The 19,289-nt window shown below is 68.3% G+C and carries 25 protein-coding genes and 1 pseudogene; 13 read left to right on the forward strand and 13 right to left on the reverse strand.

The window, feature by feature from the left end:
• Positions 1–127: pseudogene (locus MBA17_RS43875) on the forward strand (IS630 family transposase); the annotation flags it as partial.
• Between the two features lie 318 nt (positions 128–445).
• Complete coding sequence (locus tag MBA17_RS43880; protein ID WP_238504129.1) at positions 446–661, forward strand: hypothetical protein; 216 nt, start codon at positions 446–448, stop codon at positions 659–661.
• A gap of 75 nt (positions 662–736) precedes the next feature.
• Here MBA17_RS43880 and MBA17_RS43885 read toward each other — a convergent pair whose 3' ends face one another.
• On the reverse strand, positions 737–1,177 hold the full coding sequence (locus MBA17_RS43885) for a MarR family winged helix-turn-helix transcriptional regulator (protein ID WP_238504142.1): 441 nt from the start codon (positions 1,175–1,177) through the stop codon (positions 737–739).
• Positions 1,178–1,266: 89 nt separating this feature from the next.
• Here MBA17_RS43885 and MBA17_RS43890 point away from each other — a divergent pair, with 89 nt between their 5' ends.
• Positions 1,267–1,809: a GNAT family N-acetyltransferase gene (locus MBA17_RS43890; protein WP_238504144.1), complete on the forward strand. Its 543-nt coding sequence runs from the start codon at positions 1,267–1,269 to the stop codon at positions 1,807–1,809.
• A gap of 49 nt (positions 1,810–1,858) precedes the next feature.
• Here the strand turns inward: MBA17_RS43890 and MBA17_RS43895 are convergent, their stop codons facing one another.
• The 3 genes from MBA17_RS43895 to MBA17_RS43905 form a co-directional block, all read right to left on the reverse strand.
• Positions 1,859–2,779: an alpha/beta fold hydrolase gene (locus MBA17_RS43895; protein WP_238504161.1), complete on the reverse strand. Its 921-nt coding sequence runs from the start codon at positions 2,777–2,779 to the stop codon at positions 1,859–1,861.
• Positions 2,776–3,261, reverse strand: coding sequence for a GbsR/MarR family transcriptional regulator (locus tag MBA17_RS43900; protein WP_238504185.1), 486 nt, complete (start codon positions 3,259–3,261; stop codon positions 2,776–2,778). Before MBA17_RS43900 ends, MBA17_RS43895 begins: the two co-directional genes overlap by 4 nt.
• A 66-nt stretch (positions 3,262–3,327) precedes the next feature.
• Complete coding sequence (locus MBA17_RS43905) at positions 3,328–3,714, reverse strand: alpha/beta fold hydrolase (protein ID WP_238504198.1); 387 nt, start codon at positions 3,712–3,714, stop codon at positions 3,328–3,330.
• A 52-nt stretch (positions 3,715–3,766) separates the two neighbouring features.
• Between MBA17_RS43905 and MBA17_RS43910 the strand changes: the two genes are divergently transcribed.
• Positions 3,767–4,231: a lamin tail domain-containing protein gene (locus tag MBA17_RS43910; RefSeq protein WP_238504200.1), complete on the forward strand. Its 465-nt coding sequence runs from the start codon at positions 3,767–3,769 to the stop codon at positions 4,229–4,231.
• Between the two features lie 105 nt (positions 4,232–4,336).
• On the opposite strand, the gene MBA17_RS43915 is transcribed toward MBA17_RS43910, so the two are convergent.
• The gene (locus tag MBA17_RS43915; RefSeq protein WP_238504202.1) at positions 4,337–4,990 is read right to left on the reverse strand and encodes an NAD(P)-dependent oxidoreductase; all 654 of its coding nucleotides are present in this window, start codon (positions 4,988–4,990) and stop codon (positions 4,337–4,339) included.
• 106 nt (positions 4,991–5,096) lie between these two features.
• On the opposite strand from MBA17_RS43915, the gene MBA17_RS43920 reads away from it, so the two are divergent.
• Entirely contained in the window at positions 5,097–5,489 is a 393-nt protein-coding gene (locus MBA17_RS43920; RefSeq protein ID WP_238504204.1) for a winged helix-turn-helix transcriptional regulator, read from the forward strand.
• Positions 5,490–5,495: 6 nt separating this feature from the next.
• Here MBA17_RS43920 and MBA17_RS43925 read toward each other — a convergent pair whose 3' ends face one another.
• Positions 5,496–6,098, reverse strand: a complete 603-nt coding sequence (locus tag MBA17_RS43925; protein WP_455432966.1) for a winged helix-turn-helix transcriptional regulator — start codon at positions 6,096–6,098, stop codon at positions 5,496–5,498.
• A gap of 66 nt (positions 6,099–6,164) precedes the next feature.
• Between MBA17_RS43925 and MBA17_RS43930 the strand changes: the two genes are divergently transcribed.
• The gene (locus MBA17_RS43930) at positions 6,165–7,586 is read left to right on the forward strand and encodes an MFS transporter (RefSeq protein ID WP_238504206.1); all 1,422 of its coding nucleotides are present in this window, start codon (positions 6,165–6,167) and stop codon (positions 7,584–7,586) included.
• 12 nt (positions 7,587–7,598) lie between these two features.
• On the opposite strand, the gene MBA17_RS43935 is transcribed toward MBA17_RS43930, so the two are convergent.
• The gene (locus tag MBA17_RS43935) at positions 7,599–8,093 is read right to left on the reverse strand and encodes a COG4315 family predicted lipoprotein (RefSeq protein WP_238504208.1); all 495 of its coding nucleotides are present in this window, start codon (positions 8,091–8,093) and stop codon (positions 7,599–7,601) included.
• A 282-nt stretch (positions 8,094–8,375) separates the two neighbouring features.
• Here MBA17_RS43935 and MBA17_RS43940 point away from each other — a divergent pair, with 282 nt between their 5' ends.
• On the forward strand, positions 8,376–8,621 hold the full coding sequence (locus tag MBA17_RS43940) for a cell division protein SepF (RefSeq protein ID WP_238504210.1): 246 nt from the start codon (positions 8,376–8,378) through the stop codon (positions 8,619–8,621).
• Here MBA17_RS43940 and MBA17_RS43945 read toward each other — a convergent pair.
• Positions 8,594–9,052, reverse strand: a complete 459-nt coding sequence (locus tag MBA17_RS43945; RefSeq protein WP_238504212.1) for a GNAT family N-acetyltransferase — start codon at positions 9,050–9,052, stop codon at positions 8,594–8,596. The genes MBA17_RS43940 and MBA17_RS43945 overlap by 28 nt on opposite strands.
• Before the next feature lie 169 nt (positions 9,053–9,221).
• Here MBA17_RS43945 and MBA17_RS43950 point away from each other — a divergent pair, with 169 nt between their 5' ends.
• Entirely contained in the window at positions 9,222–10,304 is a 1,083-nt protein-coding gene (locus tag MBA17_RS43950) for a DUF6745 domain-containing protein (RefSeq protein WP_238504214.1), read from the forward strand.
• Positions 10,305–10,314: 10 nt separating this feature from the next.
• On the forward strand, positions 10,315–10,752 hold the full coding sequence (locus tag MBA17_RS43955; protein WP_238504216.1) for a hypothetical protein: 438 nt from the start codon (positions 10,315–10,317) through the stop codon (positions 10,750–10,752).
• 119 nt (positions 10,753–10,871) lie between these two features.
• On the opposite strand, the gene MBA17_RS43960 is transcribed toward MBA17_RS43955, so the two are convergent.
• Together MBA17_RS43960 and MBA17_RS43965 are read right to left on the reverse strand one after the other, a co-directional pair.
• Positions 10,872–12,029 (reverse strand): cytochrome P450, encoded by a 1,158-nt coding sequence (locus MBA17_RS43960; protein WP_238504228.1) that lies wholly within the window; start codon positions 12,027–12,029, stop codon positions 10,872–10,874.
• 98 nt (positions 12,030–12,127) lie between these two features.
• Positions 12,128–13,603 carry an MFS transporter gene (locus MBA17_RS43965; protein WP_238504230.1) on the reverse strand — a complete coding sequence of 492 codons (1,476 nt, stop codon included), beginning with the start codon at positions 13,601–13,603 and terminating at the stop codon, positions 12,128–12,130.
• Positions 13,604–13,735: 132 nt separating this feature from the next.
• Here MBA17_RS43965 and MBA17_RS43970 point away from each other — a divergent pair, with 132 nt between their 5' ends.
• The 4 genes from MBA17_RS43970 to MBA17_RS43985 all read left to right on the forward strand — a co-directional run bounded on the left by MBA17_RS43970 (position 13,736) and on the right by MBA17_RS43985 (position 16,764).
• Complete coding sequence (locus tag MBA17_RS43970; RefSeq protein ID WP_238504252.1) at positions 13,736–14,233, forward strand: MarR family winged helix-turn-helix transcriptional regulator; 498 nt, start codon at positions 13,736–13,738, stop codon at positions 14,231–14,233.
• Between the two features lie 377 nt (positions 14,234–14,610).
• Positions 14,611–15,114: an SRPBCC family protein gene (locus tag MBA17_RS43975; RefSeq protein ID WP_238504254.1), complete on the forward strand. Its 504-nt coding sequence runs from the start codon at positions 14,611–14,613 to the stop codon at positions 15,112–15,114.
• Positions 15,111–15,452: a YciI family protein gene (locus MBA17_RS43980; protein WP_238504266.1), complete on the forward strand. Its 342-nt coding sequence runs from the start codon at positions 15,111–15,113 to the stop codon at positions 15,450–15,452. Before MBA17_RS43975 ends, MBA17_RS43980 begins: the two co-directional genes overlap by 4 nt.
• 97 nt (positions 15,453–15,549) lie before the next feature.
• The gene (locus MBA17_RS43985) at positions 15,550–16,764 is read left to right on the forward strand and encodes an RNA polymerase sigma factor (RefSeq protein ID WP_238504279.1); all 1,215 of its coding nucleotides are present in this window, start codon (positions 15,550–15,552) and stop codon (positions 16,762–16,764) included.
• A gap of 208 nt (positions 16,765–16,972) precedes the next feature.
• On the opposite strand, the gene MBA17_RS43990 is transcribed toward MBA17_RS43985, so the two are convergent.
• The 3 genes from MBA17_RS43990 to MBA17_RS44000 are packed head-to-tail and all read right to left on the reverse strand — an operon-like array spanning position 16,973 to position 19,277.
• A complete protein-coding gene (locus tag MBA17_RS43990) occupies positions 16,973–17,488 on the reverse strand; it encodes a DUF1707 SHOCT-like domain-containing protein (RefSeq protein ID WP_238504281.1) in 516 nt (171 codons plus the stop codon).
• 23 nt (positions 17,489–17,511) lie between these two features.
• Entirely contained in the window at positions 17,512–18,315 is an 804-nt protein-coding gene (locus MBA17_RS43995; RefSeq protein ID WP_238504283.1) for an ABC transporter permease, read from the reverse strand.
• Positions 18,312–19,277 (reverse strand): ATP-binding cassette domain-containing protein, encoded by a 966-nt coding sequence (locus MBA17_RS44000; protein WP_238504309.1) that lies wholly within the window; start codon positions 19,275–19,277, stop codon positions 18,312–18,314. Before MBA17_RS44000 ends, MBA17_RS43995 begins: the two co-directional genes overlap by 4 nt.
• Positions 19,278–19,289: the final 12 nt, after the last annotated feature.

Here is a 19,289-nt window from a genome sequence, read left to right on the forward strand (position 1 = left end):
GGAGATCCGGGCCTGGATCGATCAGTGGAACGACAACCCGCGCCCGTTTGTGTGGCGAAAGACCGCCGAAGAGATCCTCGAATCACTCGCCCGATATTGCCGACGGATTTCTGACGCAGGACACTAGTGCGGTGACCGCAGAGGTCGACCAGCCCGCAAGGGTGGTGGCTGATCGTGCCGGCGGTGTTCGCCTCCGTGTTTCCCGTCTACTGGCGACGGGCGGCTCCGCTGTGGACCGGGCGGGCGTGAGCTGACGCGTCGTGTGGCGCCGGCCCTGTCGAGGCGTCCTCGGGCGAAGGTGGGCGGAAACTGGCGGCGGTCCTGTCGAGGCGTCCTCGGGCGAGGCGGGCGGGAAACTGGCGGCGGTCCTGTTTCGCTCCCCGAAAATGTCGGTGGGACGTCGTAGCGTGGCCCCTCGGGGAAGACGGATCGAAGGGGAACGGCGATGACACGGGCCATGGGCAACACCGAACACGAGGTCAACCAGGCGCTCTTCCGCGTGGTCAACGAGATCGCGACGGACCTCGCCGGCCGCCCTGTCCCACGCGTGTTCGCCGCCCTGCGCGACCAGGTGCCGACCGCCGCCGGCCTCCACAACGGCGAGCTCCTGCAGATCGCCCAGGAGATCAGCATCGGCCGGAACCCGTCCGGCCTCCAGTAGCCGTCACCGCTCGTTTTCACAATGAAGACGGCGGCCGGTCCGGACAAGGCCGATCGGCTGGACGAGACGGTGCGGTCAGGTTCCCAGGGTCTCCTCGCGCAGGCGATCGGCGTGATGGGCCTGATTGTGCAGCGCACGGCGTAGGAAGGTCTCGATGAGTTCGAGCTCGGCGACGCTGAACTGGAGAAGCTCGGCCTGGGCGTCGGCGGCGATCGGTCCCCAGATCTCCTGAACGGCTCTTTGGCCCTGTTCGGTCAGGTGCACCAGGACACGACGCCGGTCCGCTGTGTCGCGGACCCGTCCGGCCAGGTCGGCCCGCTCCAACCGGTCGATGGCGGTGGTGGCGGCGCCTCCGGTGAGGCCGGCCGCGGCCGCCAGTTCGCTCGCGGTGAGCGGACCGCGTGCGGTCAACCGGCTCAAGCACCTCAGGTCGGTGCGGTTGATGCCGAGGCGTCGGGCCGCCAGCTCGTCGATGAGATCGGTGGCATCCTGCAGCTCCTGAACGGCCTTGGCCACGACCTGAACCCTGAATTGCTTTGACAATCTAATCCTTAGAAAGTTGAATCAATTGGGTCGTGTGAAGCTTAACTCTCCCGGAGGCCGCAATGCCACGCTCTTCCCCCGAACTACGACCGGCGACAGTCGACGACGTCTCGGCCCTGCTGACCCTGATGGACTCCGTCCATGCGTGGCTCATCGCCCGGGGCCGCCCGGAGCAGTGGGGAACGGTGCCGTTCTCCCGCATCCCCGGCTTCCCCGATCGGATCGCCGGCTGGACGCGCCAAGGTGTCATCACCGTGGCCGAACGAGACGGCCGGTGCATCGGGATGCTGGCCGCGGCGCCCATGGTCCCGCCGCGAGTCCCCGCCGGCACCGTGCCCGAAGGATCCATGTTCATCCACACCGTGCTGACCGACCGTGGCCCCGACGGCCAGGACGTCGGCACGGCCCTGCTCGAAGAGGCCGAACGGCTCGCCCAAGCGCACAGCGCTCCCGCGCTGGCCCTGGACCACTGGGCCGACAGTCCCGAGCTGGGCCGCGTCTACGACGAACACGGCTATGTGAAGATCACCGAGTACACCGACGAACGAGACGGCAAGCCCGTCCGCAACGCCGTACGCGTCCGCTACCTGCGTGCCGCCGACTGAGCACGCAGCACGCCCGCAATCGGCGCGGGCAGATGAGGCCGCACGCCACTCACCGGTGATCGTCGGGCTTGGCCGGTGGACGCGTCTTCTTCGGTCGGAGCTGATCGGCGTGCGGTGTGTCGAGGAAGTCGGTGATGAGCCTGTTGACGCGTTCGGGTGATTGGCGGTTGGACCAGTGGCCGTTGCCTTCGAGGATTTCCAGGCGCGAATCGGGGATCAGGGCGGCGGCGGCCTCGGTGTGCCTGGGCTTGACGCCCATATCCTTCGCACCCTGAATGAGGAGAGTGGGGCAGGTGATCTCGTGCAGGCGAGGCCGGAGGTCGACGCGCATCCGCAGCGGGCCGATGGAGGCGTTCTGCCAGTCGGAGGAGCCCGCGCCCGCGACCCTGACCTCCTTGACGATGTCGTCGATGATGTCCTCGAAATCGTGGACGGGGCCGGCGAAGAGCGCGCGTTCGGCGAAACGGGCGATGCCCTTGCGGTTCCTGAACATCAGGGTGGGCAGGGTCCTGTTGAGCAACGGCAGTTTGGCGGTGAGCCAGAGCAACTGGTGCACGACCGGCGGGAACGAGATGATTCCGGCGGGGGCGAGTACGGCCAGCCTGTCGACGCGGTCCGGATGATCGATGGCATACGCCAGGGCGAGGGCTCCGCCCTGGGAGAGTCCGACGAGGCTGACCTGGTCGAGCATGAAGTGCTCCAGCACCTCGGTGACGCAGTGCAGCATGCGTTCGTGGGTGGCGGGACCGTTCCACGGGCGGCTCTTGCCCTGTTTCGGCCAGTCGAGCGCGAAGACGCGGTGGTGGGGTGCGAGGGCGGGAATGAGGTGCCGCCAGCTGAGCATCGCGTTGTCGATGCCGGCTCCGCTCAGCAGCACCACGGGAGTGCCGTGGTCACCGGCGGTGTGGATGTGGAGGGTGCCCTCGGGCCGCTTGAGGAAGGTGCTCCGGAGTCCGGGCATGCTCGTCATCCCTTCTCGGGCTCGGGCGAACTCGTGCGTGTCTCCCACCGCTCCCAGAGTGCTGGGAGTTCCGCTTCGAGAAACCGGTACAACTCGTGGACGTTGCCCAGCCGTTCCCGGCGTCCGGGCGTGCTCTCCGAGAGAACCCGGAGCCCGTGTTCGGTGATCTCGCGGAACGCGGCCGTCTTGGCGTAACGGGCGGCGAGCATGCGGCTCCAGCCGTCGGCGGCGATGCGGAAGAACTCCTGGCGTTCGCCTCGGCGGCGGACCCCTTCGACGAGGCCGCTGGGTGTCAGAAGCCGGGTCGCGCTGCTGATCGAGCTTCGGCTGACCTGCAGCGTCTCCGCGAGCTGCGCGGCGGTCTGCTCCTGGGGTTCGCTGATGAGGAGCCAGCCGATGACCCGGCCCGCGATCAACGGCATCCCCTCCCGCTCGAAGAAGACCGCGACCTCGTCGACGAAGTCCAGTTCGGCATCCGTAGGAGTGTCCATACTCTGAACATACAGTCATTGCAGTAATTACTGCAATGACAGCATGTGGTGACGAGAATGGAGTGGTCAGCCGGGCTGGGCGAAGGACTCGATGGTCGCGGCGAGCTCGGCGGGGGCGGACGCGTGGGCGCTGTGGCCCTGGCCGGACAGCACCACCCGCTTGGCGCGGGGAAGTGCGCCGGCCAGTGCGTCGAGACGTTCGCCCAGGTGGGCGGGGCTGCGGTCGCCGCCGAGCAGGAGCAACAGGCGGTCCGCTCTGCCGGGCGACCAGCCGGGGAACCGGTGCCGACGCTGGCGGCTGCGCTGCGCGCCGGCGGCAGCCCGCTCGGCGAGGACGCCTTCGAGCACGGCCTGCGCGCGATCATCGTCGGTACGGCCGCCGTGCTGGGGTCCGCGTGAGGTCCCCTTACGGCCGAAATTTCGTGACAACCGGGGCCGTGTGCGGAGCGTCATCACAGGGTGACCTCGGGGGAGATCCGTCGCCTTTCCCGAAAGGACAGCCCTCTTGCGTCCCACCCGTCTCACTCTCGGCGCGCTCGCCCTCACCGCCCTCGCCTCCCTGGCCGTCGCCGTACCGGCCGACGCCGCGGCGGTCCCCAAGATCCAGTTCACCAAGGCGTACTTCGACAGCCCCGGCAGCGACCGAGGCGGCAACTCCAGCCTCAACGGCGAGTACGTCGTGCTCAAGAACACCACGCGGGCGACCGTCAACCTGCAAGGGTGGCTCCTCAGGGACGTCAACGGCTTCAAGTACGTCTTCGGGCCCGTGAAGCTGAAGCCGGGCAAGCAGCTCACCGTCCGGAGCGGGCAGGGCGGCGACACCTCCACCACGGTCTACTGGAACCGCAAGTGGTACGTCTGGAACAACGACCAGGACACCGCCTCCCTCTACAACGTCGGCCGCAACCGCGTGGACTCCTGCACCTGGAAGGTCTCCGCCTCCTCCGGCCCCGACTCCGTCAGGTGCTGACCCACGCAGGCCGGGCCGCTGGTCCGGCCGTTCCTTCCCGGTCCGGCGGACGACTCGACGGTGCTTCAGCCGCCTGCACGCCCGCCGGACCGGGGAGGATTCGGGTCAGTAGCCGACGGTGAAGCGCTCGTTGAGGTGCTTCGGGTTCTCGATCTCGTCGATCAGGGCGACCGCGTAGTCCTCGGCGGAGATGCGGCTGCTGCCGTCCGCGGCGGTGACGAGGTCGTCGCCCCCGACGCGGTAGACGCCGGTCCGCTCGCCCGGCTCGATCTGGGCGGCGGGGCTGAAGCTGGTCCAGGTCACGTCCGTGACCGTCAACAGGTAGTCGAGCACGTCCCCCTGTCCGCGCATGACCTGCACTGCCAGCTCGGGAAGCCCCTCGGTGTCCCAGACGCGTCCGCCGTCCGCAGTGCGCAGCGAGCCCGCGCCGCCGACGGCGACCAACCGCGGCGCTCCGGCGCCGAGTGAGCGCAGGCCGGTCACGAGCGACTTCGCGGCGTCCCTGACGAGGGTGGCGTGGGCCTGGCCGTCGGTGTATCCGCCGCCGACCGCGCTGATCACGGCATCACGGCCGACGGCCGCCGCGGCGACGGACCGGAGGTCGCGCACATCTCCGACGATGATCTCGGCGGGCGACTCCCCGGCGAGTTTGGCGGGATCGCGCACCACGGCGGCCACCTCGTGACCACGGGCGAGTGCCTCCCGGAGGATACGCACACCGATGACGCCGTTGGCACCGAAGAGGGCGAGCTTGGCCATGAAGAAGTCCTTTCTCCGAATTAACTGGTCGCCTTTTATTTAACCGCCCTGGTGGTGCAATTATTGCTATCTGATAATAGGCACCTTCAAGTGCTATTGTTTCCTGGTGGTTACTAATGCGGCGAAGCTTCCTCCCGGTTATCCCGAGTGCTCCAGCAGGCAGGTGCTCGACCTGCTCGGCAGCCGCTGGAGCATGTTGATCATCATCAAGCTCGCCGCGGGCACCCGCCGTTTCACCGAGTTGCGCCAGGAGGTCTCCGGCATCACCCCGAAGGTCCTCACCAGCAACCTCCGCGACCTGGAGCGCGACGGACTGCTCACCCGGCAGGTCTACGCCGAGGTGCCGCCTCGCGCGCAGTACCAGCTCACACCGCTCGGCGAAAGTCTCATCGGGATCTACAACGCCATCCGCGACTGGAGCGACCAGAACCTCGACGAGGTCTCCCGCAACCGCGACGCATACGACCGCCGCCGGTCGGCCGCCCAGTCAGGCGTGTAACCCCGGTCAGGCGTGTGACCGCTGCCGGTGTGACCGCTGGCGGCATGCCGTACCGCAGAAGCGGGCGGGGCGGCCGGTGCCGGCCGGGCGGAGCGGGGTGCCGCACTGCTCGCAACGCCTGGTTTCGTCGCTTGTTGTTTCGTGACGAATGACGCTAGTTTCGTTACGGCCGGGCGGGGCGTGGTCGGGTTTCGTTCCAGCGTCGTAGTCGGCGCGGGCGGCGGCGATCTCGTTCTGGTGCTTCTCGGTCCAGGTGACCAGTGACTGGATCGTGTCGTGCAGGGTCATGCCGAGCGCCGTGAGCTCGTAGTCGACCCGAGGGGGCACGACGGGATGCACGGTGCGGCGCACCAGGCCGTCCCGCTCCAGCTGGCGCAGGGTGACCGTGAGCATGCGCTGGCTGATGCCGTCGATCTTACGGCGCAGCTCGGTGAAGCGCAGGACGCGCCGGTCGAGCAGGGCGATGACGAGCAGCGACCACTTGTCGGCGACCCGATCGAGTATCTGGCGGACCTCGCAGTCTTCCCGCGTGTCCCACTGGAAGGCGTCCGCGTCGTAGTCGTCGGTGTTCGCGCAGTGACCCGGTGACTTGAAAGTGCCTTCTTCCATAAGTCGCCATAGTGCCTCAGGATGCGTCTAGTTACAAGAGAGAACCAATATCCGAGGAGTCATCCCGTGGCCACAACGCAGTCTCCGCCGCTCACGAGCGGCACCGACCGGCTGACCGGGCGAGCCTGGGCCCTGCTGCTGGTGCTGTGCGGCGCGATCTTCCTTGAGGGGATCGACGTGTCGATGCTGGGCGTGGCCCTGCCGTCCATCCAGGCCGAGCTGGGCATGTCGACCGATTCGCTGCAGTGGGTGGTGAGCGCCTACGTGCTCGGTTACGGCGGCTTCATGCTGCTCGGTGGCCGGATGGCCGACCTGCTGGGCCGGCGGCGGATGTTCCTGATCTGGCTCGGCGTGTTTCTGGTCTTCTCCGGTCTGGGCGGATTCGCGACCGAAGGGTGGATCCTTATCATCGCTCGTTTCGTGACAGGAGTGGCCGCCGCGTTCATGACTCCGGCCGGCCTGTCGATCATCACGACGAGCTTTCCCGAGGGCCCGCAGCGCAACAGGGCCCTCCTGGTCTACGCGGGGACGGCGGCGGCGGGCTTCTCCCTCGGGCTCGTCGTGGGCGGGCTGCTGACCGCGATCAGCTGGCGCTGGGTGTTCTTCGCCCCGGTCATCCTGACGATCGCGATCCTGCTGGCCGCGTTCCCGCTCATCCCCGCCGAGGAACGCTCCCCCGGCGCATCCAGGAAGGACTTCGACCTGGCGGGGGCGACCACCGTGACCGGCGGGATGCTGCTGCTCGTCCTCGCCGTCTCCGAAGCGCACAATCTGGGCTGGCCGCTCGCGACCGGCCTGCTCGCCGCCGGGCTGGCGCTGCTGGGCGCCTTCGTGCGAATCCAGCGGCGGGCGGCCGCGCCGCTGCTGCGCCTGGGCATCCTCCGCTCGCCCACGCTGCTGCGGGCCAATCTCAGCGCGATCCTGTTCGCCGGGTCCTTCTTCGGCTTCCAGTTCATCGCCGTGTTGTACTTCCAGCAACTGCGCGACTGGACGCCGCTGGAGACCGGTCTCGCGCTGCTCGTCCTCGGCATCGACGCCGTACTCGCGCCGACGCTCACCCCCTGGCTGGTGAACCGCTTCGGCAACGTCCGAGTGATCTTCGGCGGGCTGGTCCTGGCAGCCTTGGCGTACGTCCTGTTCCTCCCCATCGGCCCCGGCTGGACCTATGCGGCGATGTTCCCGACCTTGATCCTCATCGGCCTGTCCTTCGCCCTGGCGTACGGCCCGCTGACCATCGCGGCCACCGACGGGGTCGCCGAGGAGGAGCAGGGCCTCGCCGGTGGGCTGCTCTACACGTCGTGGCAGTTCGGCGGCGCCCTCGGGCTCGCGGCGGTGAGCGCCGTCAACGCCACGTTCGGCGCGGGCGGCGGGTCACCCCAGGCGCTGCTCGACGGCTACCACGCGGCCCTCATCGTGCCGGTCGCCGCCACCGCCCTCGCGGCGTTGATCACGGCCTTCGGCCTGCGTACCCGGGCCGTTCGGACGTGAGCGCCGCCGGCCTCAGCCCTTCGCCTTCTCCCCCTTCGCGGTCACCGCGTACCACTCCGCGCCGAACCCCTCGATGTCATGACCCGTGACGTCTCCAGGCTGCTTGTCCTGGATGTAGTAGTAGAGCGGGTGGTCGTTGTAGGTCACCTGAGACCCCTCGTCCTCCCGCTTGGTGGTCCCGATCAGGTCGGCCTTCACGCCGTCACCGGCCACGGGCTTCCCCTCCGTCATGAACGGCGGCCAGGCTTCGGCACAGGGGCCGAAACACGATGACTTGCCGTTCTTGTCCTTCTCGAAGAGGTAGAGAGTACGGCCGTCCTCGCCGGTCAGCACTTTTCCGAGCTTCGTTTCGCCCAGCTCGATCCTGGCCTTGCCCGACGGCGCCGTGGGGGAGGAGTTGATCTCCCCCACGGCGACCGGCTCGGCCGTACTCCCGGTCTCGGCCTGGCCGCATCCGGCCGTGAGCAACCCGACGGCGAGCGCGCCGACGTAGAGCAGATTCCGCATCTCCGACCTCCATTGATCGACACCACTGGAACCAGGAGACAGGCGACCGTGTTGTTTCGTGCCCACGACACGGATCCCTTGACCACGCCTTTGCCTGCGTATTCCGTCCGCCGGATGTCCTGGCCGACGTTCCGCACCCGGCAGTCGTCGGACAAGGTCCGGTCCAGCCGGGCAAGGCGGTCAGGGTCGGCGACCTTTGCCACGGCATGACCCCGGGCCGCTCCTCCGCCCGCAACTGGGGGAACGTCTTGACGAACGTCACGGGCGGGGCAAACTGGTGCAGTGATCAAGACACTTCGCCCGCGGGACTACAACGAGGCGATCTACGTCGGGCACTACTTCCGTACGGGCATCCCCGTGGTGATGGACCTCACCCAGTTGCCGGACGGCGAGGCTCAGCAGTTCATCGACTTCGCCGCTGGCCTGGTGTGCGGCAGGGGCGGGGACATGGAACGCCTGGCGCCCAAGATGTTCTTACTGCTGCCGAGTCGGGCATCCGTTCAGCCATCGACCACCGTGCCCGTATAGGGGGTGTTGTCGACTTTCCGCCCGAAGGCCGACAGTCCCTGCTCGTGATGTTCGATCATGCCGAATTTCCGGTAGAAGGCGTGGTTGTTCTTACCGTCGGGCGTGGATTCATGATCGGTGGTCAGCACGAAATACCTGCAGTGCGCATATCTCTCTATAAGGTGTTCCAGAAGCTGTCGGCCGATCCCCTGACCGTGAAACTTCGCATTGACCAACAGCTCTTGGACATAGCAGATCATTTCATCATCAGAAACAGTTCTTGCAAGGCCGAGAAGATTGCCCGATTCGTCACGGGCGGCGATGACGAGATGCGAACTCACCAGACTGCGGCAGACTTTGGCGATGTCCCGCGTCCAGGGTTCCCAGCCCACCGAATCGTAAAGCCGAAAGATCTCATCCTCGTCGAATGACGTCTCCACAGCGATGATCACGCTGATGACCTCCTGGTTCCGATACGGGTAGCGCACCCGATCCTATGAAAGTCCGCGCCCCGCACCGCCGGCAACGTGAGCGCGGCCACATCGGCGGTAGACAGACACCGCGTCCATCTGCCACCATTCACACCATGATCTTTGGAAAGGACGACGCCACCTTCATCTGGTGAGCGTCCCCGTGCAGCGGGAAGCTGCCGAAATCCGCGAAGAATGGCTGGGCCGGGCGTTGTCGACGCTGCCCGCCGACCGCCCTGCCGCAGAGGCCGCCGTCTCTGGGCTGTACAGCCTGATCGGGCTCGCTCCACCACGTTTCCACTGGGTCTCGTCACCGGTCGCGGCCCTGACGACCGTCCCACCGGGTATGCGTCCACGGCCGTCCGAGACCGTCGAGCGCCTGTCCGAATGGCCGCTGCCACCTCGCCTCTCGTCCCTGATGAGACAGCTGTGCCGCGAACTCGACGCCCAGGTCAGATGGGTCCATCAAGGGATGGACCGGATGATCCGCCACGAGGTGCGCAGCTCGCTCTCACGATCCACCGACGGTTCGCTCTTCATGTCGCTCCGAGCGGCGCACGACCCGCAGCTCGTGATGCGAACCGGCTGGTACGACACGCAGTGCGCCTCCTGGGTCGCCCACTATGACGCGCTCCGCCGTACGGCCGGCGTGTTCTTCGCTCCCGAACAGACCCGGCAGTTCGAACTGTGGGCGACAGTGGCTCGGTCCTGCGGCTGGTGGTGGCCCCGTGAAGACGTGTGCGTCATCTCCGAACGGCCCGTCGCCGTGCACACGGAGGTGTTCGGCGACAGCGGCGAAGTGCGGCTGCACCATGCGGACGGTCCCGCGATGCGTTACGCGGACGGGTGGGACGTCCACGCCTGGCACGGGACGCGGGTGCCCGCCTGGGTGATCACGGACCCGGATGTCCGGCGGATCTCACGAGAGGCGAACGTCGAGGTCAGGCGGTGCGCGATCGAGCACATCGGCTGGTCGTCCTACATCGACCAAGCCGGGCTGCGGCTGGTCGCGTCCGCACCCGACCCCGGCAATCCCGGCTCCGAACTACGGCTCTACGACATGCGCGCGGAGACCAAGGTGCTCCTCGCGGTCAACGGATCCGTCGAACGCGACGGCCACCGCCGCCGGTACGGGCTCACCGTGCCGGGCTTCTTCGACGATCCGATCGCCGCCGCCGGCTGGACCTACGGGTTGCCCGCCGAGCAGTACGCCCTACTCGCCCGCCGAACCTGAGGTGACTTCCATGACTGTGACACTCGCATCCCTCTCCCAGCAGACCGGGCTCGCCGTACTCGACCACCTTGAGCAGTCGGTGACCATCCCCGTCGTCGACGGACTCCAGGCTCAGGGCGACCTCATCGTCATCCCGCTGTCCGTCATCGCGTCCTCCATACGGATCTGGTCGGACACCAAATGGACCGACGTGCCCCCAGAAGGGGTCGAGCTGCTTCGTAGCGAGGCCGGGGGCAACCCGCACACGCTCGTCGCCGACCCCGGCACCTGCCGGTGGGCGACCAACGTGGCGGACTCGGACAGGCTGGCGATCGGCGTCTTCACGACCTCGGCCGTCGCCTACCTGCTGCATCCCGAGCACGGGGCCACCGGCTGCACCCCCGGCACGTACGTGATCCGGCGGCAGCGCGAGCAGGAAGGCCGCCGGGCACGCCTCGTCGCCGACTGACACGCACCAGCAAGGCCCCTGAACGGCGTATCGCCCGTTCAGGGGCCTTGCCGCCGATCGGCCCAGACGGTTCTCGCCCAGCTGATGACGATCGCCGGACCTTGGGAGTCGCTGCGGGATCAGCCCTTCAGCCGCACCGGCAGGGCGGTCAACCTGCTCCCCTGGATGCCACCGAGGTCACGTTGCCGGAGTTCGGCGTACGGCACGGCGAGGCGCGCGTCGGGGAAGTCGGTCCGAAGGACCTCCACGATCGCGCGCAACTCCAGTTGGGCGAGATGCGCGCCGGTGCAGTAGTGGGGGCCCGCGCCGAAGGCGAGGTCCGGCCCGATCGTGCGGCCGGGGTCGGTGTTGACGCCCTGGATGTCGATGAGTATCGGGGAGCGGGCGGGGAGCCGTACCCCGGCGAGGTCGAGGTCGGCGGCGGCGAATCGCCAGAGGGTGAAGGGCGCCGGCGAGTGGTCGCGCAGGATGTCGCGCACGACCTCCTCGACTGTGGCCTCTTCCGCCGCCGCAGGGTCGGCGTTGAGGACGTGTGCGAGCAGGAAACCGAGCGAGGGGTCGGTGGTCAGTTGCCCGGCGTAGATCAGGGTGAAGAGCAGATAGTGCAGCTGCGTCTCGGTGATCTCGTCGGGGACCCGCTCACGCAGCTCGGCGGCGAGACCGTGCCGGCCGTCCTCCAGCGCGGCGGTGGCCAGGTCTCCGAAGGCGGCCATCGCCCTACCGACCTCCGCGGGATCGTCGCTGTGCATGCGCCGGCAGGCGGCGATGGCCTGATCGATGCGGTCGAGCGGTACGCCGAGCACGTCGCAGACCACGGTGAGCGGGAACCGGGTGGTGAAGTCGGCCATCAGGTCGACCGTTCCTCCGGTGCCGGCGACGGCGGTGAGCTGGTCGCGGGCGAACGCGGTGATCCGTTCGGTGTACTCGCTCATCCGCCGGGCCGTGAAGAGCGGGGCGTGTGCCCGGCGCAGCAGGGTGTGCGCCGGGCCGTCCGAAGTGGTGAGCGACGGTTGGTCGGCGGCGGTCGGTTCGAGCCCCGCGATCCGCGGATCCCAGCCGGCCGGCGCGTAGGCGGGGTCTTTGACGATGCCGGGATGGACCAGGGCCTCGCGGGCGAGAACGTCATCGGTGATGATCCACACCGGGCCGCCGGCCGGAGCTTCGGCCCGGACGATGGGGCCGGCGGCGCGCAACACGGCGCGAGCGGGATGGGGTTCGTCGATGCGGCGAGTGGTGACGGCGAACGGATCGACGGTGGCATCGGGCGCGACGGTCATCGGCTCTCCTTCGGGGAGGTTGTCCGGGAGTGTTGCCCGGGAGTGTTGTCTGGGAGTTTCGTCGGGGTGGAGGGGATCTCAGATGCGACGGGCACAGGTCACTCGTGAGCCGCGTTCGCGCGGGCGGGGAGCAGGAACATGAGGGCGGCCGCGGCGGCGTAGCAGGCGATCTGCCACGGCAGGATCGTGGTCAGCGCGTCGCCGTACGCGGTGAGGCGGGTGGCTCCACCGGTGAAGGAGCTCTCCAGCTGGGCGAAGAACACCGCGCCGAGGACGGCGACGCCGAGCGCGTTGCCGAGTTGGGTGACGGTGGTGAGGACACCGCCCGCGGCGCCGGCGTCCTTGGCGGGGATGCCGGCGAGGATGACGTTGATCAGCGACGGGGCGGTGAGTCCCAGCCCCATCCCGCCCAGGAACAGGGGCGCGGCCAGGGCCCAGTAGGAGGGGGCCGCGCCGTCACCGACGGCCAGGAGCAGGATGACCTGGGACGCGGCCAGCATCAGGGCGCCGCTGACGAGCAGAGCGCGGCCGGCACGGTGGGCGAGCTGGGCACCGACCCCCGCGGTGATGATCGAGCCGACGGCGTAGGGCAGGATCACCAGACCGGTTTCGAGCGTGGTGCGTCCGGTGCCGAACTGGAGGTAGAGCGACAACAGCAGAAAGAAGGCACCGAGCGCTCCGAAGAACAGCAGGGAGATCGACAGACCGCCGGTGAAGGCGCGCACCCGCAGGAGGGCGGGGTCCAGGATGGGCTGCTCACCGCTGCCGGCAAGCCGCCGTTCCCTGACCAGGAACAGGAGGGTGACCGGTACCGAGCAGGCCAGGATGGCGAAGCCCCACCAGGGCCAGCCCCAGTCGCGCCCTTGCACCAGAGGCAGGAGCAGGAGCACCGCGGCGGCGGCGGCGAGCACCGCGCCGGGCAGGTCCAGCCCGGTTCCGCCCTGCGCCCGGGACTCGGGGATGAAGCGGATCCCGATGATCAGCCCGATGATCGCGATCGGCACGTTGACCCAGAAGATCGCTCGCCAGCCCAGGCCGAACAGGTCGGCTTCGGTCAGGATCCCGCCGAGCAGCGGTCCGGCCACCGAGGCCAGGCCGAGCACGGCGCCGTACACGCCGAGTGCCTTCGCCCGCGCCTCGGGCGCGAACGAGGCACGGATCATGCCGAACACCTGGGGGATCATCAGTCCGCCTGCCAGGCCCTGCGCGATCCGCATGCCGATCAGCGCGCCAGAGGTCGGCGCCAGCCCGCAGCCGGCCGAGGCCAGCGTGAACGCGGCCAGGCCCAAAAGGAACACGCGGCGACGCCCGTACTGGTCACCGATGCGACCGCCGGTGATCAGGCCCGCTCCGACCGAGAGCGTGTACCCGGCCAGCATCCACTGCACGGCGGTCTCACCGGCGCCCAGGTCCTCGGCGATCGCCGGGGCCGCCACGCTGACGATCGTGGCGTCGAGGAGCTCCATGAAGGCCGCGATGAGGATCGCGGCCAGGACGACGGCCGCCGTACGTCCGGTCAGCAGGGCAGTGGTCGTGGTGCCGCCGCCATCGCTGCGATGGGAGGTGGTGGTCATGCTGCTACTGCACTCCTGGGGCATAGGGGGATGCGATAATGTTGCTGCACTACACAGTTACTGCGCGACGCAGCTAATGTATAGCACAGTTACTGCGCCGCGCAGCAATCACAATGGGATGGGTGTGTCACCGTGACGAAGCCGAACCAGGAGAGGGAAGCGCTACTCGCCGAACTCGTCGGAGCCTCGGTGCCCGGCTGGGCGATCCTGGTCGTACAGCTCAACAACGTCGTGGCCCGGCGGCTGGGCGTCTCCGACACCGACGTGCAATGCCTGCACGTGCTGGGCCGGTACGGCCCGGCGACACCCGGCGAGTTGGCCAAGCGCGTCAACCTCACCACCGGATCGGCCTCCCGCATGATCGACCGGCTTGTCGCCGCGGACTGCGTCCGCCGCATACCCGACCCCGGCGACCGCAGGCGGGTCCTCATCGAGCCCACCCAGGAAGGACTCGACCGGGTCGGCTCCGCCTACGCGGGACTGATCGAACGCACCCGGGACGACCTCGGAGACTTCACCGACGAAGAACTCCGCACCCTCCTGCGCTTCATGGGGACAGCCGAGCGCAGCACCGCCGCCGAAGTCCGCCACCTCCAGTCCGCCCCCGACGATCGGGGCGCTCACCCGTAGCGGACCCTCACCGCGATGGCTCACACTTCGCACTGTGAATGAGGGGCGAGAGCGCGCACGGCGTTGGCTGGCCGAAGAAGGCGTCGTCCAGGTCGGCGAGGCACCGGACGGACGGTTGACGACCAACGAGGTCGCCCACACCTGGACCGGAATCGCGCTGGAGGCCTGGCCGGCCGTCCGAAAACGATCACACCATGATGCGTGATGATCCGAACCTGTCAGGGAAAGCCTCCTCGGGACGGCGGTCACTGCGGATCGCATCGCCGCCGCGCCGGATGCGCCCACCCGACCGGCTGTGCAAAAGATCTTGTAGTGAGCCTGTAGTAGAGCGCCTCTCCCGTTCGTCATCCAGCTGACGAACGGAAAGGAGAACACCCATGGACATGGTCACTGGTGCACAGGTGGCGGTCACCCTGCCCGTCCCGATACCACGCGAGCGGATGTGGGACTTGATCACGGCGGTGGACCGGATCGGCGAGTGGAGCCCGGAGGCCACCGGCGCCGGCTGGTGCGACGGCGCCCAAGGCCCCGCTCCGGGTGCCCGATTCATCGCGACCAACCGGTTTGCCAACGGAGTCGAAAGCAGGGTGACCTGCGTGGTCATCGAAGCGGAGCGGCCGAGCACCTTCGCTTGGCAGGTTCTGGACAAAGCCGGCCTGGTCGGCTCGACGTGGCGCTACCAGCTGAGCGAGGGCGACGACCCGGGGAACACTCTGGTCCATCACTCGTTCACCCACGGCCCCGGTGCCAGCGGTGCCCGCGTGGCGGTCAGGGCTGATCCGCAGGCGCTCAGCGGTCGCCTGATCACCCTGTTCCACAACATGACCACCACGATCGCCGCGATGGCCGCCGCCGATTCCGCGACAGGAGCAACCCGATGAAGTACCTGATGCTGGTGTGCACAGACCCGAGCTACACGCCCGGACAGGACGACGGCGCCCCGGACGTGGAGGACTGGGTCACGGAGATGGACGGCAAGGGGATCCGGCTGATGGGCAACCGCACCCGGCCGGCGAGCGACGCGACCACGGTTCGCGTCCGCGACCGTAAGGTGCTGCTGACCGACGGGCCGTACGCGGAGACCAAGGACCAGATGGCCGGCTTCGACATCCTCGAGTGCGCCGACCTCGACGAGGCCATCGACGTCGCGTCCAAGCACCCGATGGCGTGGGCCGGGATGATCGAGCTGCGTCCGTTCTGGCCCGATGACGAGGACTAGTACGGTGTCCACAGACCTTCGCCGGGGTCCAAGCGGCTCCGACCTCGGCGAACACGACTCCTGGACACCTCGCTGGCGGCCAAGACGGACAACGTGAATGACAGCTCAGGTGAAGGACCGGATCGCCGGGATCTACGCCGACGGGTGGAGCCGGATCGTGGCCACCATGATCCGGTTCACCGGCGACTGGGACCTGGCCGAAGAGTGCGCGCAGGACGCGTTCGCACAGGCACTCCGGAGGTGGCCGGAATCCGGTGTGCCGGACCAGCCACTGGCGTGGCTGACCACCACGGCACGGCACCGCGCGATCGACCGGATGCGTCGCGCGTCGACGGAGACGGCGAAGCTGCGGAAGGTGGCCGCGATGGACCTGGAGCCGCCGCCCTACCCGAGCGACAGTGAGATCCCCGACGAGCGCCTGGAGCTCATGTTCACCTGCTGCCATCCGTCGCTGAGCCTAGATGCCCAGGTGGCGTTGACCCTGCGGAGCCTGGCCGGCATGAGCACCGCCGAGATCGCGCGGGCGTTCCTGCTGCCGGAACGCACCATGGGCCAGCGCCTCTTTCGAGCCAAACAGAAGGTCGCGCACGCGGGCATCCCGTTTCGGGTGCCGCCCGCGCACCTGCTGCCAGACCGCCTTCCCGCCGTACTCCACGTGCTCTATCTGCTGTTCAACGAAGGATACGGAGACCCGCAGAAGGGCCGGTTGTGCCAGGAAGCCATCCGTCTCGCGCGGGTGGCCACGGTGTTGATGCCCGACGAGCCCGAAGCGTACGGCGTGCTCGCGCTGATGTTGCTGCACGATGCCCGGCGGCCGGCGCGCATGGACGCGGCCGGCGAGCTGGTCACCCTGGCCGAGCAGGACCGCTCGCTGTGGGATCAGGCGCAGATCGCGGAGGGCGCCACGATCTGCGAACGAGCACTACGCCGGCGCCGCGCCGGGCCGTTCCAGCTCCAGGCGGCCATCGCGGCGTGCCATGCGACCGCGCCGGTCGCGTCCCAAACGGACTGGCCACAGATCGTCGGGCTGTACACGCAGCTCGCGCGCATCGCGCCAAGCCCGGTCGTGGATCTGAACCGTGCCGTGGCGATCGGCATGGCCAACGGTCCCGAGGAGGCGCTACCGCTGGTCGACGCGATCGCGGCGACCGGGCAACTCGACGGCTACTACCTGCTGCACGCCACCCGCGCCGACCTGCTGCGACGCGCCGGCCGCGCACAGGAGGCGACGGCCGACTACCGCGCGGCCCTCGACCTCGCCCCCACCGACGCCGAACGTCGCTTCCTACGCAACCGGCTACAGCTCCCGTAGAGGGAACACCTCTGGCCCTTACGAGCAGGCGCTTCTTGCTGGTGACAGCCGGCGGATCCGTGAGCTGGTATTCATCGGGCTTGTACGCTTTGGCTAGTTGTGACCTCCTCGGTCTTCTCGGGCCCTCCTTCAAGGGAACCTGGCGCGCGCGCCTCGTGATCTTGGGCGCCTCCGGCCTGTGCGTGGCGTCCCCGGGGTGGGCAGTGATTCACCTGCGCGAGTTGCGGATGGTCAGGCGGCCGTAGGTGAGCTCTCCGGTGAGGTGAACGTGCAGCTTGCCGGGACGTGCATAGGTGGCTGCCTTGCAGGTCACGCTGCCCCATTCGGTTCGCACCCCGTCGGTGTTCGCGCTCGCGCCGACGGGCAGGACGATCGCGGCGGAGCCGTACGTGAGCCAGAGCTCGATGTCCACCTGGGGATGGCGGATGAGGGCGTGGGACAGGTTGAGGCGTACCTTGCCGTATTCGGAGTCGATCCGTAGCAGGCGCGGGACCCGCCAGTCGCCCTCTCTCCTGATGCGTCCGTTTCTGGGCGTCAGGTGGACCATGTCGACCGTCAGGTCGGAGGTCATCGCGAGCAGGTCGTCGTGAGACTGCGCGGTGAGCGCCAGTTCGAGTCGTCGTTCCAGCTCACTGGCGGTGAGGCGTCCGTCGGCGAAGCTGTCCTGCAGGAGTTGGACGGACTTGTCGCGATCGTCGTCGGAGACCAGTGCCCGTGGTGCCACGCCCGTGGCCACTTCGCGCGGGTTCACTGACTGACGGCTCTCTTGTACAGCCGCGTGGCCAGCGGCACGAACACGACCAGGAGCACGAGCGACCACAGTATCGACGCAAGCACCGCGTGCTGCAGCGGCCAGGCGCTGGACACGGGCATGGCCGGGCTGGTGTTGCCGAACAGCTCGCGCGTGCCCTGGATGAGCGTGGAGATCGGGCTCCATTCGGCGATCACCTTCAGCGGCCCGGGCAGGCGCGAGCTGTCGACGAAGGCGTTGGACAGGAAGATCAGCGGAAGGGACACGATGGTGGCCACGTTGTTGAACATCTCGGGCGTGCGCAGGGCCAGCGCGACCGTCGCCGTGACCCAGGAGAAGGCGTACGCGAACAGCAGCAGCACCAGGAATCCCAGGACCGCTTCGAGCGGCGAGGTGTGGATGCGCCATCCGACGAGCAGCCCGACGAGCGCCATGGTCACGATGCTGGTCACATTCGTGATCACGTCGCTGACGGTCTGGCCGGTCAGCACCGCCGAGGGTGACATCGGCAGGGTGCGGAACCGGTCGAAGATGCCTTTCTGCAGGTCCAGTGTGAGCGTGTAGCCGGTGATCTGCGCGCTGGTGGTGATCGTCATGACGAAGATGCCGGGGAGCAGGTATTCCGTGTACGACATGCCGGGCAGTTCGATCATGCTGCCGAAGACGTAGGCGAACAGCAGCACCAACACGATCGGCAGCACAACCACGCCGCCGAGCAGGTCGGGTGCCCGCTTGATCTTCAACGCGTTGCGCTTGGTGATCGTCATGCCGTCGGCGAGTGCCATCTGCAGGGTGTTCATCGAACGGTCTCCTTGATCTTCTCGTCGGCCTCGTGTCCCGTGAGGGTCAGGAACACGTCGTCCAGGGTCGGCCGGCGCAGTCCGGCATCGCGTACGGTGATCCGTTCGGTGCTCAGGTGGCCGAGGGCCGTGGTCAGCGCGGCGGCGCCACCGGTGACCGGGATCGTGACCTGCAGGGCGGTGGCGTCGATCTGCATGTCCCCGACGGCCAGCGGTGCCAGCGTCCGCCTGACGGCCTCCAGGTCCGCCGCGCTCGTCACCGACAGCTCGATCCGGTCGCCGCCCACCTGGTCCTTGAGCTCGTCGGCGGTGCCGAGAGCGATCACGTGGCCGTGGTCGACCACCCCGATGCGGTCGGCGAGCCGGTCGGCCTCCTCCATGTACTGGGTGGTGAGCAGCACCGTCGTGCCCGCCGTGACGAGTTCGGAGATGACGTCCCACAGGCTTGCCCGGGCCCGTGGGTCGAGACCGGTCGTGGGCTCGTCGAGGAACAGCACCGGCGGGCTGGCGACCAGCGCGCCGGCCAGGTCGAGCCGGCGTCGCATGCCTCCTGAATAGCCCTGCACCGGGCGGTCGCCCGCCTCCGTCAGGTCGAAGCGCTCCAGCAGCTCGCGGGCACGCTGCTTGGCGCGCTTGACGCCCAGGTGGTAGAGGCGGCCGACCATCTCCAGGTTCTCGGCGCCGGTGAGGTGGTCGTCGACGGCGGCGTACTGGCCGGACGCCCCGATGTGGGCACGCAGCCGGCGTGCGTCGCGGACGACGTCGAACCCGGCCACCTTGGCGTGCCCGGCGTCCGGTTTCAGCAGCGTGGTCAAGATTCGCACGGTGGTCGTCTTGCCGGCTCCGTTCGGGCCGAGGAGCCCGAACACCGTCCCTTCAGGGACGGTCAGCTCCATTCCGTCGAGGGCCACCACGTCGCCGTACTTCTTGACCAGGCCCTCGGCTACGATCGCGTCTGGCATGGGAATCTCCTT

The organism is Dolomitihabitans soli (assembly GCF_022213955.1).
Classification (GTDB): Bacteria; Actinomycetota; Actinomycetes; order Streptosporangiales; family Streptosporangiaceae; genus Streptosporangium_A; species Streptosporangium_A soli.

Bases quoted from the DNA above. Each gene is read 5' to 3' on its own strand.
- MBA17_RS43880 (WP_238504129.1), top strand. From the start codon at position 446: ATGACACGGGCCATGGGCAACACCGAACACGAGGTCAACCAGGCGCTC.
- MBA17_RS43890 (WP_238504144.1), top strand. From the start codon at position 1,267: ATGCCACGCTCTTCCCCCGAACTACGACCGGCGACAGTCGACGACGTC.
- MBA17_RS43895 (WP_238504161.1), bottom strand. From the start codon at position 2,779: ATGACGAGCATGCCCGGACTCCGGAGCACCTTCCTCAAGCGGCCCGAG.
- MBA17_RS43900 (WP_238504185.1), bottom strand. From the start codon at position 3,261: ATGGACACTCCTACGGATGCCGAACTGGACTTCGTCGACGAGGTCGCG.
- MBA17_RS43905 (WP_238504198.1), bottom strand. From the start codon at position 3,714: ATGACGCTCCGCACACGGCCCCGGTTGTCACGAAATTTCGGCCGTAAG.
- MBA17_RS43915 (WP_238504202.1), bottom strand. From the start codon at position 4,990: ATGGCCAAGCTCGCCCTCTTCGGTGCCAACGGCGTCATCGGTGTGCGT.
- MBA17_RS43925 (WP_455432966.1), bottom strand. From the start codon at position 6,098: ATGGAAGAAGGCACTTTCAAGTCACCGGGTCACTGCGCGAACACCGAC.
- MBA17_RS43935 (WP_238504208.1), bottom strand. From the start codon at position 8,093: ATGCGGAATCTGCTCTACGTCGGCGCGCTCGCCGTCGGGTTGCTCACG.
- MBA17_RS43955 (WP_238504216.1), top strand. From the start codon at position 10,315: ATGACTGTGACACTCGCATCCCTCTCCCAGCAGACCGGGCTCGCCGTA.
- MBA17_RS43960 (WP_238504228.1), bottom strand. From the start codon at position 12,029: ATGACCGTCGCGCCCGATGCCACCGTCGATCCGTTCGCCGTCACCACT.
- MBA17_RS43965 (WP_238504230.1), bottom strand. From the start codon at position 13,603: ATGACCACCACCTCCCATCGCAGCGATGGCGGCGGCACCACGACCACT.
- MBA17_RS43975 (WP_238504254.1), top strand. From the start codon at position 14,611: ATGGACATGGTCACTGGTGCACAGGTGGCGGTCACCCTGCCCGTCCCG.
- MBA17_RS43980 (WP_238504266.1), top strand. From the start codon at position 15,111: ATGAAGTACCTGATGCTGGTGTGCACAGACCCGAGCTACACGCCCGGA.
- MBA17_RS43985 (WP_238504279.1), top strand. From the start codon at position 15,550: ATGACAGCTCAGGTGAAGGACCGGATCGCCGGGATCTACGCCGACGGG.
- MBA17_RS43995 (WP_238504283.1), bottom strand. From the start codon at position 18,315: ATGAACACCCTGCAGATGGCACTCGCCGACGGCATGACGATCACCAAG.
- MBA17_RS44000 (WP_238504309.1), bottom strand. From the start codon at position 19,277: ATGCCAGACGCGATCGTAGCCGAGGGCCTGGTCAAGAAGTACGGCGAC.